Below are 18,226 nucleotides of genomic sequence, written 5' to 3'. Positions count from 1 at the left end.
GAGTATTGAGTTATAAAGATTACGAATAAAATGAGAAATAAAAATAAGAAAAGATACGGGTTTAGAGCCCGAAATCTTCAATGTTCTTATCAGCGATGGCCTGGATCTTTGCAATCTCTTCCTCGCCACCTTCCATGGTGAATAGGTGCTTGAAACGGCGCTGCATTTTGAGGTAATCCTCAACAGGCTTAACGTTCTTGCCAATCTTCCTGACCTTTGTGACCTCGCCATCCTCCATTTCATAAAGTGGCCAGAGACCGGTCTGGACTGCCATCTTTGCAACTTCAACTGTTTTTGATGTGTCAAAACCCCATCCGGTTGTACATGGAGCATGTGCATGGACGTAGGTTGGACCTTCGATCTCAGTAGCTTTTGCGACCTTTTTGATCATGTCCTTTGGGAAACCAATGGAAGTTGTAGCTACGTATGGAGCACCGTGTGCAGCCATGATAGCCGGCATGTTCTTCTTTGGTCTTGGGTTTCCGAATGAGACCTTTCCTGAAGGACTTGTAGTGGTTGAAGCATTGTATGGTGTTGCACCACTTCTCTGAACACCGGTGTTCATGTAAGCTTCGTTGTCAATACAAACATAAGTGAGGTCATGCCCTCTCTCAAATGTTCCGGAGATGGAACGCATTCCGATATCCAGCGTTGCACCGTCTCCACCCATTACAACCACCTTGGTATTCTCTTTTCCAAGTGACTTAAGGGCAGCTTCAACACCTGCTCCTACTGCAGCTGCATTTTCAAAAAGTGAGTGAATCCAGGGTACATTCCATGAAGTCTCCGGGAAAGGTGTTGTCATAACTTCAAGGCATCCGGTAGGATTAATGACTATACTATCCTCTCCGGCACCCATAAGTGTGAACTTTGCAGCCATTGCGTCACAGCAACCTGCACATCCTCTGTGACCGGAATCAAATAGATTTTTCATAGTAGTTCCTCCTTCAGGTCGGCAAACTGGCTTTCGATTCTGATACCAGTCTTTATAACTTCTTCTGCATCATCGACAATCTTCTCTATTGTGTCGACCTTGATGTCACGTCCTCCATGTCCTATCATGTAACCAATAACAGGTACTCTTATGTCAGAATTGTAAAGTACGGACTTTGTTTCGGTACAGAGTGCACCTTCGTTCAGACCAAGTGATATATTCTTGTCAAGTGTTACAATGACCTTTGAATCCTTTATAACTTCCTTGATAGCTTCTGCAGGGAATGGTCTGAATGCCCTGACCTTCAGAAGACCGACTTTTACATTCCTGTCCCTGAGTTTATCAATGAGGTCCTTAATGGTTCCGACAATGGATCCCATTGCCATGATGATGATGTCTGCGTCATCTGTCCGATACTCGTCAATAAGTCCTCCGTAGTATCTTCCGTATATGTCGTAGAATTCATTTGCTACATCCTCTATTTTCTTAAGGGCTTTCTGCATTGCCTGTTCCTGCAGGTACCTGAACTCTGCATAGTAATTAGGGTCTGCAAATGCACCAAAGCTCAATGGGTTTTTAGGATCAAGTATTCTCTCCGGTTCGTATGCTGGCAGGAATTCATCTGTGAGATCCTGTTCCAGAAGCACTACAGGTTCATATACGTGTGAAAGTATAAAACCGTCCATACAGGTCATTGCAGGCATGAGTATATCTTTGTCCTCTGATATCTTGTATGCTTGTGCGGTCATATCGGAGATTTCCTGGATGTTCTCTGCATAGAGCTGTATCCATCCCGTATCTCTCTGGGATATGGAATCCTGCTGATCGTTCCATATGCTGATAGGTGCGCTGACGGCTCTGTTCACAATGGTCATAACAACTGGTAATCTCATTCCGGATACATTGAAAAGTACCTCGTGCATTAGTTCAAGACCCTGTGAGGTTGTTGCTGAGTAACATCTTGCTCCTGCAGCTGAAGAACCGACAAGTGCAGAGAGAGCTGAGAACTCAGATTCCACATTGATGTATTCACAGTTTGGTATCTCACCATCTGCCATGAATTGTGAGAGATCCTCAACAATGTGAGTCTGTGGTGTTATTGGGTATGCTGAAATTACATTTGGTCTGCAGGTCTTCACAGCGTGTGCAACAGCGTATGAACCTTCGACAACGACCATCTTGCTTTTGTCAAGTTTGTTTTCCGGTGCCATTTACTTTTCCTCCAGAACCATTTCAATTGCGCTCTTTGGACATTCATTTGCACAGATTCCGCAACCTTTGCAGTAATCATAATCAAATTCAAAGTATCCGTCATCCCTTGGGTTTACTGCCATGTCCGGGCACAAGAGTTCGCACAACTTGCATTTAATACATTTGTCGTAATCGTAAACCGGCTTAAAAGTTCTCCATCCACCAGTCTTGTTTACTCTGGTTGTGCCTGCCTCGCAGGCTCCACCTGGAAGAATCTTCATTTCTTAGCCTCCTTCATCATAGTGTATGCTTCCTTGATAGCTTCAGCATTCCTGTCTCCTACTTTACCAGGGAACCTTTCCTTAACGGCTTCCATAATGGATTCTGGCTGGATCTCGCCTGTTGCACCTGCAAAAGCTCCCAGGAGTACTGTGTTAACGATAGGTCTGCCTATAATGTCCAGTGCGATCTTTGTTGCATTGACTGTCATTATCTTTGCCTTTGTATCAAGGTCAAACTTGTCAGCGTCAAAGTCACTGTTGATGATAAGTATACCATCGTCCTTGAGACCACTGGCAACATCTACAACCTCTAGAAGTGTTGGGTCCTGTACGATAACATAGTCAGGCTCATAGATCTGGCTTCTGAGTCTGATGGGTTCATCGTTGATCCTTGTGAATGCCTGGACCGGTGCTCCCCTTCTTTCTACTCCAAATGCGGGGAAGGCCTGGCTGAATTTACCGTCTGCAAAAGCAGCAACGGCCAGAAGTTCAGCAGCTGTGACAGAGCCCTGACCGCCTCGACCGTGTATTCGTATTTCTTTCATCTAGAATTCTCCATAAACCATGTGTAATAATAGCTATAACAATTTGATCCGGTTTCATATGTTTTATCTTTAACATTGCGCGTAAGGTGTCGAAAATTGATACTAAAAAGCATCAGATTTTTCGTCAACTGACGTTAAATGCAATGTTTAATTGTGTAGAATCGGTTAATTACTATTTAGTCTTTCGGTAATTTACACCGTTAAATCATTACAATTCAATTAAATCCAGATAAATATAAAATAAACATTTTGGTATAATTGGTGTCAGTAGGCACGTCTGCACATTTCATCAAGACTTTCAAAAATATATTTTAAACTTTTGGAAGCTGCAATATTTCTCCTTATATGCCTGCCATTTCTCATTCCACGGGTGAACCATTGTGCTTGTGCCTTAACGTTGATTGTATGCATCAGGTTATATTCTTCCATAAGTCCAAAGTACTCTTTGAGGTCTGCAATCCTCTGATTGCATGGTTTATAATCAAGCATTTCCCCGGTTCCAAGAAAGTGGAATATCCTTTTGAAAAGGAAAGGATTACCCATTGCAGCTCTGCCTATCATTATTCCGTCACATTCAGTATAGTCCAGAACCTCCCGGGCAGATTTCTCATCAACGATGTCACCATTGGCAATAACAGGAATACAGAGTTCCTGTTTTATCTTTTTCACATATGAATGATCGGCTTTTCCTGAATACTGCTGTTGTCTTGTTCTTCCATGAACTGTTAACGCATCTGCTCCTGCCTCTTCTATCAGGTGAGCTACTTTCAGGGTTTTTTGCATATCTTCAAGAATGCGAATCTTTGCTGTCACAGGAGTAGACAGGTTATCTGAAAGGCCTTTAATGATTTCATGAATAAGTTCAGGTGACCTAAGTAGTGCAGATCCGCAGCCGTCTTTTGTCAGGAGTCTTGCAGGACATCCAAAATTGACATCGATTATCTCTGGCTGGTATATCTCTTCTATCTTAAGAGCCGCCTTTACCATAATTTCAGGAGAATTACCAAATATCTGGATTCCAAGTGGTCGCTCTTCTTCGCAACTCATTCCACGGTTAATGGTCTTCTCGTTCTCATATATGACAGCATCTGAACTTATCATTTCTGAGTATGTAAGTGATGCACCGTATTTTTTGCACATGAGACGAAATGGCAGGTTCGTCACATTTGACATAGGTGCAAGCAGGATATTTCCGGGAATCTTGATGTTAGCAATTTTCATGGGAATTGTCCTATCGAAGGGTATACTAATATATAAGTAGAATGTATGGAAAAATCTATTAAACCATTCATTAACATTTTGAAACTCATCTTTACTTAATAAAAGAAGACAGGTTCATTTATGACTAAGATTTTAGCTTTTGTTGGAATGCCGGCCTCGGGCAAATCAGAGGCAGCATCTGTTATGCGCCAGGAAGGTATCACTGTTATCAATATGGGCGATGTTATCAGGGAAGAGGTTGTCCGCAGGGGACTTGAGCCGACCGATGCAAATACAGGCGGTGTAGGCAGCGACCTCCGTGAAAAGGAAGGCAGGGATGCTGTTGCAAAGAGATGTATCCCGAAGATACAGGCTACAAATGAGGATTTCATCGGAATTGATGGTGTTCGCAGCGTTCCTGAAGTTGAGAGATTCAAAGAGGCGTTTGGCTCGGATTTCACTCTTGTGTCCGTGGATTCTCCACTGGAAATAAGATTCGAGCGTGTGCTTGCACGCAAAAGAAGCGATGACATGAAGGATATAAGTGAACTTAAGGTCAGGGATGAGCGTGAACTTGGCTGGGGAATGGGTGAAGCAATGGAAGTTGCAGATGTTGTTGTTGAGAACAATGGCACTCTTGATGAGTTCAGGGACAGGATTCTGGCACTTGTACAGTAAGGAACAGATATAAAGGAAGAGTTATCCAAAATTATCAGAAGGAAAATTATCATGATAAAAGTTAAAGTTTCAGCAGTCGTGAACCCTACAGAGAGTAAGGACAAAGTATTCTCTGCTCTGGACCAGCTTTTCCCTGAGATTGATTTTGATTACCAGGGCACTTCAGAGTATACCGGAGTGTTCACTGGTGAGAGTGACATCTATGCGCTGAAGAATGTCCACTTCCAGATTAGAGAGGAAGAGATCATTGATACATCGCATACAAGGCTTAATGTTGGTCTGTCAGAAGATGGCCTGTCAACTTCTTTTATCATCAGTAAGCAGGTAGCAACTGTTGGCCGCCTGAATTATCCTGCACAGGAAGAACCTCTTGGTTCTATTAATATTACCGTCACAGCCGACAATGAAACGGAAATGCAAAGGTTCTTCGACTGGCTGACGCCGCCAACACAGGATGGAGTTCCTGATTTTGAGATGGATATAAGAGATGTTTAATATGGATGTAAGGAATCTGAGTTTTTCATCACGTGCAGTTGTGGAGGACCCTTTCAAGTGGGCTTACAATCTTGAAGATGTCGGATACACAGGCTGGGAGATGGTCCAGGAGGGCTCACAGTGCCTTACAGAAGAGAATCTGCCAAAGGTCAGGGACATCAAAGAGACCACGAACCTGAAACTGAGTATGCATCTACCCTTCTCAGATATGAACCTTGCAGGCCTGAATTCAGGAATTCACGGTGAGGTCATAATGCAGATGAAGCATTACCTCAGCATGGCATCAGGTCTTGTTGAAGTGGCCGTGCTGCACCCGGGTTATCTTTCACCTTACGGTTCCAAACTGCCTGAGAAGGCATGGGATAGATGCATAGAATCTATTCAGATCCTGTGTGACCACTCAGCAGACATGGGCATTACAATAGCTGTTGAGAACATGCCTAATTTCCCCAAGATATTCGGTCGCTATCCCGATGAGATGCTGGATATACTTGAACAGGTGGACAGGGATAACGTGGGTATGACCCTTGATGTGGGACACGCGAACACCATGGGACTCCTGGATGAGTTCGTGCAAAAGTGTAAGAGCAAGCTCTCACACATGCATATACATGATAACAACGGAGCACATGACGAGCATCTCCCGCTGGGACAGGGAAATATAAACTGGAAAAAACTCATGGAAAGCCTGTCCGATTACAAGGGACTCATGGTCACGGAGATGGGCAGTGTCGATGAGGGAAGGCAGTGTATTGAGTATTTGAAGAATCTCTGAATCTTAAAATAATTACCAAGCACAAAAACAGGATTTGATTTCTGTTTTTTATTTTTACTCTTCCAGCCTGCCGTGCCTGCGGTCGATATCGTCGAGCTGGTCAAGCATCTTACGCACGGCTGTTCTTATAGCATCAGCCTGTGTGACGAACTTCTTGTTATCTCCGACATGTTTGTTGAGGTCTTCAAGAAGCTCCTGGGGAATGTCAAGACTCACTTTTGGCATTGTTTCACCTTTTGAGAACGAAGATAGATTAATCTGATAGGATTTAATCTTTTAGAAGTATCAAAGAATTAGTCAAAAAGAGATTGTAAAATGCGAGCCGGAAGGGAGTTGAACCCCTGGCCTACGGATTAAGAGTCCGTCGCTCTGCCTGGCTAAGCTACCGGCCCGCGTTGTTCTGCTCAGTTGAGCGAGACACCCATACGTACTGGCTTCATATATACGTTTCGGTTAGAAGGGCCGGAATGTAATATTCTCGGGATTTTTCACCTAACTATGTACAGAGTACTGCCTAAAGGTGTCAACAGTATTTTCTGTAAATATTCTGCTGATTGCAGATAACCACCTAATGTCCTCTTTTTAGAGCATCTGTCAAAAACTCCTTCTCTACTAAGATTAGGATTGTAGGTGTAATCTGAAGAAACTGCTGTGACGACAAAGATATTGCGTCCTTCTAGCGATTTTAAAGGGATATACCCTCTTAGAATATTGCTATTTTCTTCCATTTCTCTGCGGGAAATTGATGTGTCAGGGGAACTATAACGCGTTGTATAGATAAAAAAATCATATTCTGCAGCTTTTTTTTCAGACACGTTTCCGGCAAGCTCCATTTCCAGAACTACCGAATCACCTACGATTTTTGATTCCAACCGAGTAATATCTATATGGTCATATCCTCTAAGTTCGTATTCTGACCCATTCAGCTCGCGGTAACTCATATCACCTTTCGGGTCATTTACTTTGAATTCAAGTTCTTTTTCCTGATTTAAACCATACACAACTATTGAAATTAGCACTAAAATTGCAATGATCAAAAGAGAAAGATTTCTTCTATTAAAAACTTTTAATGTACCCTTTACATTCGATTTTATGGTGGATATTTCCCAATTTTTAAATTTGTAAAGTATAAATCCTATTAATATGCTGGAAAGGAGTCCTGCAAACAGTGCATCGAAAAAAATCGGTAGATTAATAATGAACCATATTAAAATGGATAGGGGTAGTGAAATAATTCCTCCTAAAAATGATATTTTCGTATTTCTAAAAAAGATGTAGGAAAAAACAAACCCCACCACAAAAGGAAGGAAGGTCAACAAGGCTATGAAAGCCAAAATTGCTTCTACAGTTGGTACGTTGGTCATATTTTCCCCCTTCCCAAATTCAGACTTGCAATTTGAGAATTTTTTATACATTAATCTGAGTAAACACTAATTGCCATCTGCTTAAATTAAATTGGGCACCAAACAATATATTTGCTTTTCTAAATAAAATTCAAAAAGCAAATATATATCTTAAGGAATGGAATTCAATTTACAAATCCGGTCATACATGCTTCACAACACACCGTGAAAGTCCCATAATCTCAACCATATCACTGTTATCAGGACTCTGCACGATCATCTGTCCTTTTTTCAGGTAAGGAATTCTCTTCTCAAATTCCTTTTTCACCTTCATTGTACTGATTGCCGCATCATTACTGAGATTAAGAATCACACGCGTGTTGATCTGCTTGAAAATGGTATCATCAATATCCTGTGGGTCCTGTGTGATAAGGAAAAGACCAAGTCCTTCTTTTCTTCCCTGACGTGCAGCATCGGCAAACTTGGAGATGAGTCTTCTTGAGTGTTCTCCTCCTGCTTTTGCGAGATAGCGGTGGGCTTCATCAAGTCCCAGGATAATCGGAGTTTCCTTTACAGCAGCTTCTCCTGAAGTGTTCAGTTTGTTATCGACTATTGTGCTCATCAAAGTGAGAGTAATAATGTCACGTATTCGTGAGTTTGTGATGTATTCGGTTGGGAACACACTAACCTGTCCGGGTTTGAAAATCTGTCCCAGAATCTCACTTATCGGTCTTGCAGGCTGGTCAAACACTCTTGCAAGAGCACGATTCTTTACTCTGCGCACGATACCATCGTAGGATGATTCGTGTATCTTGCCGCTTTCAACATACAGGTCTCTGGTAACATCATTATCGATAAAGTCCATGAAACCGCTATAAGTATGCTGTCCGGGTTTCTTGAAGTAATCCTCCAGCAGCAGGTCAACTCCTACGTATTGCAATTCTGTCATACCAACAGGTGCAATGAGCCATGAATTATTCTTTACCATTTCAAAAGGAATTGTGAACTCTATCTGTTCTGCCCTTGACCTGCCGGTGTAAGCTTCACCATTGACCTTTGAAACAAAGGTTTTAGTGTTCCTGCAGGCTCCAAAATTGACATCCTCAACTTCAAATGTGAACTCATCACTTTCTGTTATCTCAGGATTGTCCTCAAAAAGCTGAGAATACTCGTCCTGAGGGTCCATTATCACAAGACATGGATTTTTCCTTTCCTCTGACCCACGGAGCTTGTAACGGTTATTTTCACTTATGAATTGTCGCAGGATGTTCTTTGTCAGGAATGTTTTTCCGGTTCCAGTACTTCCACACACCAGCATGTGCCTGAAGATCAGTGGGTCACCCATTGAGTAATCATTTCTCAGGTAATACGGAACTGTGGGGGGCACAGCATGTGTCTTGACAAGTTCACCGCCAACGCTCAGGTGTCCCATGAAGATTCCTTCTTCAGGAATATTAAGACCTGTCTGTATCTTCTTTTTATCAGTTACAGGGAGGATCGGAGTATTTGGACGTGGTATTCTGTCGCTCATTCTTCTGGAAAGAACACCTTCTTTGTCATTTGATTCGTAAAGGATGCAGATTGGGTCAAGGTAAGCCAGGAATTTGTAATCAACCTCTTCAGTTGTATTGGATTGAAGCATCCTGCGGGAATGAATCTCGGTTGCATCATCAACTGCAAACTCCTGAAGGTACTGGAGTTTCCATATTCTTGCAAAAAGGTCTTCGTCACCGTATGGTACTATTGCATATTTACCAAGTCTCACTTTCCGGCGCTGGGATGTAGTAATATATCCTGTGATCCTTGCTCCGGCTTCTGTTATCTCAAGTGGGTCAATTCCAGTGGTAATTATTCCGAAGGCATCATCTGAAACTCCGTTCTCTTTAGGTGAAGCCGATATTTCGGGTTCGAATTCCTCAAATAGATCATCTTTTTCTGAATTATCCAGGCCAGTGGATTCAGCAGAATAACTCTCACTTTTTGTTTTCTCTTCACCCTTGCTGGCAAAAGAAAGTATATCCTCATCTCTCATCCTTTTCATCCCATCTGATTTCGTTATAATTAATATCTATCTTTGAATTCCTGAACCTGTCTATGATGTGACGCCTTTCAGATACAGGTATTTTTGCAATTGAATCTGCTTTTGACAATGTTTTTGGTATGCTGTTCATTGCCAGGTCATAGAGCACTTTTCTTGTGATCCTGATTCTCATTTCATCGCTTTTTATCAATCCATATGGAGATTCAATTTTAAAAATGGTATTAAGCTTCGGAACATACGCCATGAAGAAACTAAGGGCATAATCCTCCGGTTCAAATTTACCACTTGCCATTTCAGCAACCAGAGGAGAGGTGGATTTAAGCATTTTCTCATAGAACTGGTTTGGCTGGATGAACCAGTTGGTATAGGTTATGTATTTCTCTGCTTTTCTTCTATCCATGCCGGTTTTTTCAAGCGAGAGTGCATTTTTGAAAAACTGTGCATCAACAAGCCATGGCAGATCAATTTCTGCATCCTGTTTTTTCAGGGCAAGCATGATTTGCATGTCCTCTGGATTTTTAACAAAACCAACAAGAGGTCTCATATTCTCAATATGATAGTCCATTATATCGATATAATTCTGGATTATTTTGTTGCTGCTTGGATCAATACGGATGTTTACATCCTCGGAATTAACAACCATCCAGTACATCACTCTTTTAGGATAGATGGGACCATCCATTATGAAGAAACCCTCACTTTTTATCTTATCCAGCATCCAGAGTATGTGCTCAGATTCACTCAGGTAAAGGGCTACATCGTGAAGTATATCTGTTACTTTTTTGTTCAGCAGACCGGGCTGGATACGTATTATTTTCTTTCTCCCTGAGCCCTCATCAAACAATTCCCAGTTTCTGCTGGTATTTATGTACACCTTGTCACTGGCAGTGTAAGCTGCTGCCACGATAGTCCTTTTGCTATGTATCTCAAGGTCAGAAGGTGTGCTTGCCATGGCACAATGACAGAAATCAACATAAAGACCGTTATCGAATGTTTTTGCAGTTGTGCTGCCGCTGTCACAGGAATAAGAAAGAGGGAACGGGTCTTCAGACTGAAGCATCCTTTCGATACTTGCTTTCCCACGTCTGACAGGTCCGATGGATCTAAGTACAACTTTTCCGTTGTATTCCAGTTTTCTGAGCCGCTTCAGGATATTCGATATATTTTCAATATCCTCGCAGTCATCATCGTCTTTTTTAAAACAGGTATCAATTCGGTCGACTATTTCATGTATCTCTTTAATGTGAACCGGCTCAAGGGTCATGAATCATAATAGTATCTGAATGATAATATTATTTTGGATAGGAAGTGGAATTACAAACTATGAAATTGGGTGATTTTGATAATTTTATTAAATCAATTTAATTTCCTATTTCTGAATATTTTTTCATAAATCGCTATCATGAGATAAATCTTCATTATAAAAGGTAAATAAAATTGTCTAAACATAAACTCTATTTTTTGAAAACCCTTATATACTTACTATAATAAGAGTTAATACACATATATAAATGACTTCGGCAGTATCTGTCGGTGTCTTTCAATCACAAGAGGTAGTTATTATGGAAAGTTATCAGATATTCCTTATATTAATGGCAGTCTATTTGCTTGGGCTGGTAGGTATAGGATTCTATTTCACAAAAAAACAGAAATCCATAACTGATTTCTGGCTCGCAGGCCGTAAGATCAGTTTTGTAGGCGTTGGTTTTTCAGCAGCATCTTCGTGGATGACTGCTGGTGGAATTCTATCAGTTATTGCACTTTACATGCTGCTTGGAATGGGCTCCATCTGGAGTTTTGTAGCCCCGAACATTCTTGCATTGTTGTTGATCGCCCTGCTTGTAGGTAAAATCAAGCATCTGCCTGCAATTACACAACCTGAACTTCTTGAACAGAGATTCAGCAGTTCAATTCGTGCGCCGGTAGCCATTGTTATTGCAATAGTAATGGCTCTTTTCGCTGTTGCCGACATCAAAGGTTTCTCACTTGTACTCAGCGTATTTTTCGGTCTTGAACCAATATACGCAGCAGCAATTGTGGCTCTTGCCATCTCAATTTATGTAACACTCGGAGGTTTCTCCGCGGTTATCTGGACTGATATGATACAGTTCATCATGCTTGCAACATTCTCACTTATCATTGCATTTGTACTTGTAAGTGCAGCAACATCCGGGGCCGCTGATGCACCTGCAATGACAACTTCAGACCTTTTCGGTGACGTACCTTCAGGATGGTGGAATCCCTTTGTAATTGGTGTTCCGGCAGTGCTTATAGCCATTTTTGCCATAATTCCCGGCTGGATCACAGAACAGGATCCGTGGCAGAGAATATGGGCGGCAAAGGATGAGAAATCTGCAAGGAACGGTATGATTCTTGGTTCATTCCTTATCTTCCTCATTTTCGGAGTTGCCTGTACAGCAATTGCAATAAGTCTTAACCATATTTATCCTGAGATACCGGCTTCATTCTCAGAGATCGGAATGGGTGCAATGGCAGCAGCAGAACCTGCTCTACTTGTCTACATTGTGAGCACTCTTTCACCAATAGCAATTGGTCTTTGTGCTGTTGGTCTTGCAGCGGCAGCAATGTCCTCTGCAGATACATTTGCAACATCAGGTGGTTCCTGTATCTCTCGTGACATTTACCAGAGATACATAAACCCTGAAGCTACAATGAAGCAGATGATGACGATAAACAGGATCAGTGTTCTTATTATTGTGGCTCTTGCAACCGTACTTTCATTCTATATTCAGAGTATAATCGATGTTATCCACATTGCAACCTTCATTGCCAGTGCATCCTACTTCTTCCCTCTCATGGGAGGTCTTTTCTGGAAGCGTGCAACAAAGGAAGGTGCTCTTGCCGGACTTATCGTTGGTGCAGTGGCACAGATATCATTAACAGCAGTTGACCTGGCAAACACTCCGCCACTCTCACCTGCTTATCTTGATACTATCCACCCGGTGCTTTCAAACCACGGTGTGATAGTTGGTATGCTTCTTAGTGGAATAGCTTTCTTTGGTGTGTCACTGGCAACCAAACCATCCAGTGCAGTAAACCTTGCTCCGTTCTTTGCGGATGAAGCAGAGAAGCTTGAGAAAGAAGCTATGATCGTTGATGAGTCAGATCCTGAATACAAGAAGCTTGTCAAGATAATTGAGAAGGAAGTTACAGGAGACCGTGCAATTGTCAAACTGAATCTTGAAGCATCTGCAACGATCAACTGGGACAGGTTTGTAAACGAACTCAAAAATATACACCCATCCTGGGTAACTCCAACTGGAAGAGATTCTGTTTACAGGCTTACCAAGGCTGACATGCTTGCCTGTGTTTCACTTACCCGTGGTGACACTGAAAAGGAAATATGGTTTGCAGCAGAACCATTGGCTTCTGACCTTGATCTGAGTGAAAAGGAATTCCTTATCGCTTTCAAGCAGGCAGCAGAGGCATTTGCAAACATCGGATTACTGTTGACATTGCCAGCAGAGAATTAAACTGAGAAATAGTTCTAAAAACTTTAAGCTTCGGTATTTTATCCGAAGCAATTATTTTTTTGTGTATTATTGATTTCTTCTTTTATTACAAATCCTGTATTATTTTTCTCTCACTCATTGCATTCATTTCAAAAATTAGTATGCCATGTAAATATTCACTTCATATATATTAAATAAATATAATTACCAAAAGTATATCTAATGTAACTCAAATATATTCTTTTGTGGTACCTATGGAACTAAAAAATCCTATATTAGATATTGAAATGACCGAAGAGAACAGGGAACAACTCACTTCTTTAAAAAAGGGTTTTGATGAGCTGAGCTCAGAAGAAAAACTGGATGTTATTGATTTTCAGAATGTAATGCTTGAAAAAGTTTCAAATCATCGTGAAAAGTATGGGATGCCAGATAGCAGCCAGACTCCAAAAAGAGGTGCAGATGAGATTATCTCCCACATGTCACCTAAATCTCTGGACTATTCCCAGATGTGTGTCAATTATTACGTATCAAAGATATCTGCTACTCTCAAAAAATAACTGGCTTTTTGTCAGTCTCTTTCTCTTTTCTATCTTTTCGTTTTTTAACAATATTTATGCCAGACTCTGACTTTAGGATCTACACTCAAAAATTATAAGTGAAATACAGGCAAATAAGAATGGCATGGCAGAGATAATCTATGATGACATTGGCAGTTTTCCTCTTCCGAAAGGTATATCCAAAGAATGGATGAATGGAAAGTTCTCAGAAAATAGAAATGATACAGACCTTTTCAAGGTCATAAATGATGCTTTCATGATGAAAGTTGAATCAGGAGTCGAAGTATCGACTTATCCTCAATATCAGGACATGAACGAGCAGTTTCTTTCTATAATCAGGGATCCTGAATGTACAGAAGAACCTTTTAAGGTTAAAACTGACTCTGCCCGCATCATTGAACTCGAAGCCATTGAAACAGTTGCGAGAACATACAGGGAAGAACACGGTGAGAAACTTGATGTCCGTGTCTGTGTTACTGGTCCACTTGAACTTTATCTCAAGGAATTCGGTGGAACCGAATATGTGGATATACTTAACCTTCTGGGTGAGAGCGTTGACCGTTTTGTTAAGAACTCACTTTCTGGTGCAAAGAACTTCAACATAAGAACTGTTTCAATTGATGAACCCAGTATAGGTATCAATCCTCAGGTAATGTTCTCTGACAATGATCTTATTAAAGCCATGGATATTGCCTGTGAATCTGCCAGAAAAGCCGGCTGTGATGTTGAGATACACCTGCATTCCCCACTCCACTATAAGCTTGCAGCTCAGGCCGAGAATATCAGTGTCATAGGTGTTGAATCCGCAGCAACACCTTCTTATCTTGATCTTATCGACAAAAAAGAACTTGAGGACAGTGGTTCCTACTTGAGAGTGGGAATTGCAAGGACAGATGTATTCAACCTGGTTGCAGTCCTCAATGACAAATACAATACCAATGTCTGGAAAGAAACCCAGTATTTCCCTGAGATCATAACTGACATGGAAACACCAGAAATTATCTCAAAGAGACTTTCAAAGGCATATTCCATGTTCGGTGAGAGTATAAAATACGCAGGTCCGGATTGCGGTCTGGGTTCATGGCCATCACAGGAGATCGCTGCTCAGTTATTGAATAATGTTGCAGAAGGTATGGCTGATTTTAGGCAATCTTCTAAATAATTTTTCTGCTCTCTTTTAGTTCATATTTTGTTTTTTATGCGATGTATGGTTCAATAATAGAATCCATCACCGTCATAATTCTGTCCACTATTCCAAGTGTAACATAGGTCTCTATATACGCTGCAACAAGAAGTGTCAGGGTGATGAAAACAACCATCTTCCATGCGTATGCTGAAAAAAGGTATTCTTTTATGCTCTTCTCAACGTACCCGTAATCCTCAAGCAGACTTTCAATTTTGTCTCCGTTAAAAAGTTCCTTTTTGACTACATCATGTGACTGGATGTATGCGAAATGGTATCCAACAGTGGCTGCCAACAATATTACTGGAATTTCTATAATTCCATGTGGTAGTATTGAAATAAAGAAATAGACAACATTGTAGAGTAGTCCGATTATTGCTCCCTTCTCTCCAAACAGTTCAAATCCGGTCAGTGCTCCGTTGAAAGTAAAGAATGCCAGGAGTATTCCCATAATTACTCCGTTGACAAGTAATATCAGGAGAGGAACTGTGAATGGAAGGATGTATGAGAACATGCGGTACTCATATTTTCCGTAACCACAATACTGCCAGATCGTACCTTCGTTATTGTTTTTCTCATTTTTTATCAGTAACAAATCTCTGTCAAGCCTTGATGCGATTGTAATGAGTGCCCGGTATAAGGGCATCATGGCTTTCTCCATAAGAATAGAAAGGCCGGCATAATACCGGTTCTTCGGCCTCATTGCTATATCGCCAAGTAACAGCTTATGGACCATAATGAAAAGTCCTGTACCAATAACTGCACAGCCTGCTGCAAGACTATTAAAGAAAAAGATTGCCCACATGGGATTGATGTAGGTGGAAGTTACTGTCACTTTGGATGTTGCGGCTGAAGCTGTGCCCATGATAACATCACTTATTACTTCACTTGCAGGTTCAGGTTCTGCAGTCATGAATGTAAGGATGTAAGCGATCATTGCAAGGATAAATGCAGAAAGAACGGACAACAGGAACACTTTTATTGTCCACTTGATATCCTTTGCACCGATCTTGAATCTGTTAATATTTTTATTTTCCTCATTTATCATGTGCGGCACTTTTAATTATTTCTATTCATCGATGCATTGAAATACTTTATACATTATATAATTGTATTACTATATTACTACACTAGTATATTACTATTCATCAAGTTTGGGAAGTATATCAATGCGAATACCTACAGGAATAGAGGGTTTTGATGACCTGGTACAGGGCGGCTTGCTTACGGAAAGGGTTTACGTACTCAGCGGTCCTCCCGGAAGCGGAAAAACAACTTTTGGAGTTCAGTTCCTCGCACAGGGCGCAAGTGAAGGAGAGGTAGGGTTATATGTTACCCTTCTGGAATGTCCTCAGAACATCATTAACGATATGTCAAATTATGAAATGAATGTTCCAGGGCTGATCAAGATGAAGAAACTTTTGTTTGCTGATCTTGGTCCACGTATGGAATACGGATATATGGATGAAGTCAATGAGTTCATAACTACGGATTATGATGTAGGCACAACATCAATTGAAAGTGATGCACCTTCTCCTTCAATTGTTTTCAATGAGATAGCCGCATATGTTTCAGAATACGATGTTAAGCGGCTTGTAATTGATTCCGTATCTGCAATTCGTTTTACAACAAGGGATCTTTCTCTCCAAGAGAAAGAAATGAACAGATTCATGCGTAATCTCAAGAAACTGGGATGCACCACACTTATACTATCTGAGATGACCGACCCAACTGCCTATTCTACTGAGCAGTTCGCCGCACATGGTGTGATTTTCATGCATAATTTCCTTTATGATAAGACCATGACCCGTGCTTTACAGGTTATCAAGATGCGTGGTACAAAACATGACTGTAATATGAGAAGCGTTGCTTTCTCGGAAAAAGGACTGAAAGTAGAAGGCTATCTTGAATGATGGTTGTACTATGGTAAGAATATTCAAAAAACCGGATGAGAAGAAAGAACTTCCTCATGATTACAAAATGCAGTTAGCGGAGGCTTCACGTAGGCTGGGGTATGAAGTAGGTTATCATCGCCATTCTGAGATCGGATGGGTTCGGGATAAGCTGATGTATCTGTACAACTATGCTGAAGAATATGATCTCAAGGATTTTGTACAAGAACATTATAATATCGGAAAAGATGAAGGTTCAAAGGCAAAGGATCGCGATACTAAATCAGGTCTCTCTAAGGTTGTCTCTACTGAAGAACCGGAAGTTTCTCCAAATTTCACAATTGAAAGGAACAAAAAAGAGTATGCGATATCAAATATTAATTCCGGATTCAACAGGGCAGATTATACTTTTTCCAGTTCATCAGATATGATAAAACAACCGGATCTCGTGGAACTGCCGGATAATATAGAAAGAGCCAAAGTTGTGGACAGACCTTCATTTCTCAATGGTGCCAAACACCTGACACCCAGGAAAAAGTGAATTATCCGATGTAAGCTCAAAAAAGATATTTATTGTTCATGCCCGTAGGCAATGAACCTTTGTTTTTCATCCAGGTTTGAAAGAATGAACCTGTCGGTTTTAATGTAAGATACTTCTTTGGAACCTTCAAGTTTTAATGTATATTGTTTTCCAGGACTTGCTGTCTCAACTGGGCTGTCTTCTTCCAGTATTTCTGTAACTCTCACAGGTGAGGACTGGAGCCCTACGTAGAGATGCAACATATCATTTACGTTGAAAGGCTTTGCAAGAGGAGAAACTCCGCATTTGAGTATAAAATCTGTTGCAACGGTCTCTTCATTTGACACAACATATCCTCTGTCAATGTCCTTGGACTGAATACCTTTCAGTGCAAGTCCTACCCTTGCACCTGCAGGAGCGGACTTGACATCGACATCATGCATTTGTATTGACCTGATCTCAAGTTCTTTCTTAGTGGGATAAGCAAGCATTTTGTCTTTAATGTTGATAGTTCCCTGTTCTACAACACCCAGTACCACACATCCGATACCTGTCACGTTGAATGACTGGTCTATCATAATTCTGGGACTGAGTCCGTCAAGTTCTCTTTGCTCAGTTTCTACTTTAGCACCGATGTCAAAAATGAGCTCTTTGATCTCTTCCATTCCCTCAAAAGAAGTTGTGGATATTGAGATGTAATCCCAGTTCTCAAGAGCTGTTCCCCTGGTGACATTCTGAAGCTTGGCTTTCAGTTCATCAACAGCATAGGGATATGTAGTATCAGCCTTTGTGAGGACCACAATACCATGTTTGTATTGCATAAGGTCAAGAGCAATGATACATTCCGCTGCCAGAGGGTCAAGTCCTTCCGGAGGGATGCATAAAAGTGCGATATCAGAAAGGTTTAGTGCTGTGATAAGTGACTTTACAGATGTCGGATAACCTGTGGCATCAATGGTTGTGAGTATCCTGTCATTCTTGGCATAATCATACATTGTTATGTCAGTGACGTTTCCTTTCTTTCCGAGCTTTCCGGCAAGAGTTGTCTTACCGCTTTTCTCACTTCCGATGATAGCAATCTTTGTCATATAGGCACCTTGTGTGGTTTACGAATT

The 18,226-nt window shown here is 41.1% G+C and carries 19 protein-coding genes and 1 tRNA gene; 8 read left to right on the top strand and 12 right to left on the bottom strand.

The features are described from left to right. Positions 1–61 precede the first annotated feature (61 nt). The 5 genes from porB to dusB all read right to left on the bottom strand — a co-directional run bounded on the left by porB (position 62) and on the right by dusB (position 4,172). Positions 62–934: a pyruvate synthase subunit PorB gene (porB, locus tag J2746_RS08620; RefSeq protein ID WP_209619243.1), complete on the bottom strand. Its 873-nt coding sequence runs from the start codon at positions 932–934 to the stop codon at positions 62–64. Next, entirely contained in the window at positions 931–2,145 is a 1,215-nt protein-coding gene (porA, locus tag J2746_RS08615; RefSeq protein ID WP_209619241.1) for a pyruvate synthase subunit PorA, read from the bottom strand. Before porA ends, porB begins: the two co-directional genes overlap by 4 nt. Then, positions 2,146–2,406 carry a pyruvate synthase subunit PorD gene (porD, locus tag J2746_RS08610; RefSeq protein ID WP_209619227.1) on the bottom strand — a complete coding sequence of 87 codons (261 nt, stop codon included), beginning with the start codon at positions 2,404–2,406 and terminating at the stop codon, positions 2,146–2,148. It abuts the gene before it with no gap. Then, positions 2,403–2,951: a pyruvate ferredoxin oxidoreductase subunit gamma gene (locus J2746_RS08605; RefSeq protein ID WP_209619224.1), complete on the bottom strand. Its 549-nt coding sequence runs from the start codon at positions 2,949–2,951 to the stop codon at positions 2,403–2,405. Before J2746_RS08605 ends, porD begins: the two co-directional genes overlap by 4 nt. A 264-nt stretch (positions 2,952–3,215) precedes the next feature. Further along, complete coding sequence (gene dusB, locus J2746_RS08600) at positions 3,216–4,172, bottom strand: tRNA dihydrouridine synthase DusB (RefSeq protein WP_209619222.1); 957 nt, start codon at positions 4,170–4,172, stop codon at positions 3,216–3,218. 120 nt (positions 4,173–4,292) lie between these two features. On the opposite strand from dusB, the gene J2746_RS08595 reads away from it, so the two are divergent. Genes J2746_RS08595 through J2746_RS08585 form a run of 3 tightly spaced genes read left to right on the top strand, consistent with a single transcriptional unit; the run spans position 4,293 to position 6,099 of the window. Then, a complete protein-coding gene (locus J2746_RS08595) occupies positions 4,293–4,829 on the top strand; it encodes an AAA family ATPase (RefSeq protein WP_209619219.1) in 537 nt (178 codons plus the stop codon). Positions 4,830–4,880: 51 nt separating this feature from the next. Next, the gene (locus tag J2746_RS08590) at positions 4,881–5,324 is read left to right on the top strand and encodes an RNA-binding domain-containing protein (protein WP_209619216.1); all 444 of its coding nucleotides are present in this window, start codon (positions 4,881–4,883) and stop codon (positions 5,322–5,324) included. A gap of 1 nt (position 5,325) precedes the next feature. After that, complete coding sequence (locus J2746_RS08585) at positions 5,326–6,099, top strand: sugar phosphate isomerase/epimerase family protein (RefSeq protein ID WP_209619213.1); 774 nt, start codon at positions 5,326–5,328, stop codon at positions 6,097–6,099. A gap of 54 nt (positions 6,100–6,153) precedes the next feature. On the opposite strand, the gene J2746_RS08580 is transcribed toward J2746_RS08585, so the two are convergent. The 5 genes from J2746_RS08580 to J2746_RS08560 all read right to left on the bottom strand — a co-directional run bounded on the left by J2746_RS08580 (position 6,154) and on the right by J2746_RS08560 (position 10,747). Next, positions 6,154–6,324, bottom strand: coding sequence for a ribbon-helix-helix domain-containing protein (locus J2746_RS08580; protein WP_209619211.1), 171 nt, complete (start codon positions 6,322–6,324; stop codon positions 6,154–6,156). Positions 6,325–6,417: 93 nt separating this feature from the next. Then, positions 6,418–6,491 (bottom strand) — tRNA-Lys (locus J2746_RS08575). Between the two features lie 96 nt (positions 6,492–6,587). After that, the gene (locus J2746_RS08570) at positions 6,588–7,463 is read right to left on the bottom strand and encodes a hypothetical protein (protein ID WP_209619208.1); all 876 of its coding nucleotides are present in this window, start codon (positions 7,461–7,463) and stop codon (positions 6,588–6,590) included. A gap of 181 nt (positions 7,464–7,644) precedes the next feature. Then, positions 7,645–9,483, bottom strand: a complete 1,839-nt coding sequence (locus J2746_RS08565) for an ATP-binding protein (RefSeq protein ID WP_425342643.1) — start codon at positions 9,481–9,483, stop codon at positions 7,645–7,647. Next, the gene (locus J2746_RS08560) at positions 9,464–10,747 is read right to left on the bottom strand and encodes a DNA double-strand break repair nuclease NurA (protein WP_209619205.1); all 1,284 of its coding nucleotides are present in this window, start codon (positions 10,745–10,747) and stop codon (positions 9,464–9,466) included. Before J2746_RS08560 ends, J2746_RS08565 begins: the two co-directional genes overlap by 20 nt. Before the next feature lie 298 nt (positions 10,748–11,045). Between J2746_RS08560 and J2746_RS08555 the strand changes: the two genes are divergently transcribed. From J2746_RS08555 to J2746_RS08545, 3 genes are all read left to right on the top strand, one after another. Next, a complete protein-coding gene (locus J2746_RS08555; protein ID WP_209619202.1) occupies positions 11,046–12,977 on the top strand; it encodes a sodium:solute symporter family protein in 1,932 nt (643 codons plus the stop codon). Between the two features lie 233 nt (positions 12,978–13,210). Then, complete coding sequence (locus J2746_RS08550; protein WP_209619200.1) at positions 13,211–13,516, top strand: hypothetical protein; 306 nt, start codon at positions 13,211–13,213, stop codon at positions 13,514–13,516. A gap of 124 nt (positions 13,517–13,640) precedes the next feature. After that, a complete protein-coding gene (locus tag J2746_RS08545; protein ID WP_209619197.1) occupies positions 13,641–14,678 on the top strand; it encodes a methionine synthase in 1,038 nt (345 codons plus the stop codon). A gap of 34 nt (positions 14,679–14,712) precedes the next feature. Here the strand turns inward: J2746_RS08545 and J2746_RS08540 are convergent, their stop codons facing one another. Continuing rightward, complete coding sequence (locus J2746_RS08540) at positions 14,713–15,747, bottom strand: stage II sporulation protein M (RefSeq protein ID WP_209619194.1); 1,035 nt, start codon at positions 15,745–15,747, stop codon at positions 14,713–14,715. Between the two features lie 121 nt (positions 15,748–15,868). Between J2746_RS08540 and J2746_RS08535 the strand changes: the two genes are divergently transcribed. Together J2746_RS08535 and J2746_RS08530 are read left to right on the top strand one after the other, a co-directional pair. After that, complete coding sequence (locus J2746_RS08535) at positions 15,869–16,612, top strand: RAD55 family ATPase (protein WP_209619190.1); 744 nt, start codon at positions 15,869–15,871, stop codon at positions 16,610–16,612. A gap of 10 nt (positions 16,613–16,622) precedes the next feature. Further along, positions 16,623–17,132 (top strand): hypothetical protein, encoded by a 510-nt coding sequence (locus tag J2746_RS08530; RefSeq protein WP_209619187.1) that lies wholly within the window; start codon positions 16,623–16,625, stop codon positions 17,130–17,132. 29 nt (positions 17,133–17,161) lie between these two features. On the opposite strand, the gene J2746_RS08525 is transcribed toward J2746_RS08530, so the two are convergent. Beyond that, positions 17,162–18,199 carry an EF-Tu/IF-2/RF-3 family GTPase gene (locus J2746_RS08525; RefSeq protein ID WP_209619185.1) on the bottom strand — a complete coding sequence of 346 codons (1,038 nt, stop codon included), beginning with the start codon at positions 18,197–18,199 and terminating at the stop codon, positions 17,162–17,164. Positions 18,200–18,226: the final 27 nt, after the last annotated feature.

Origin of the sequence: Methanolobus bombayensis, assembly GCF_017873415.1 — an archaeon.
Taxonomy (GTDB): Archaea; Halobacteriota; Methanosarcinia; order Methanosarcinales; family Methanosarcinaceae; genus Methanolobus; species Methanolobus bombayensis.
Note: the sequence above shows the minus strand (reverse complement) of the source record. Positions and strands in the feature narration are given on the sequence as shown.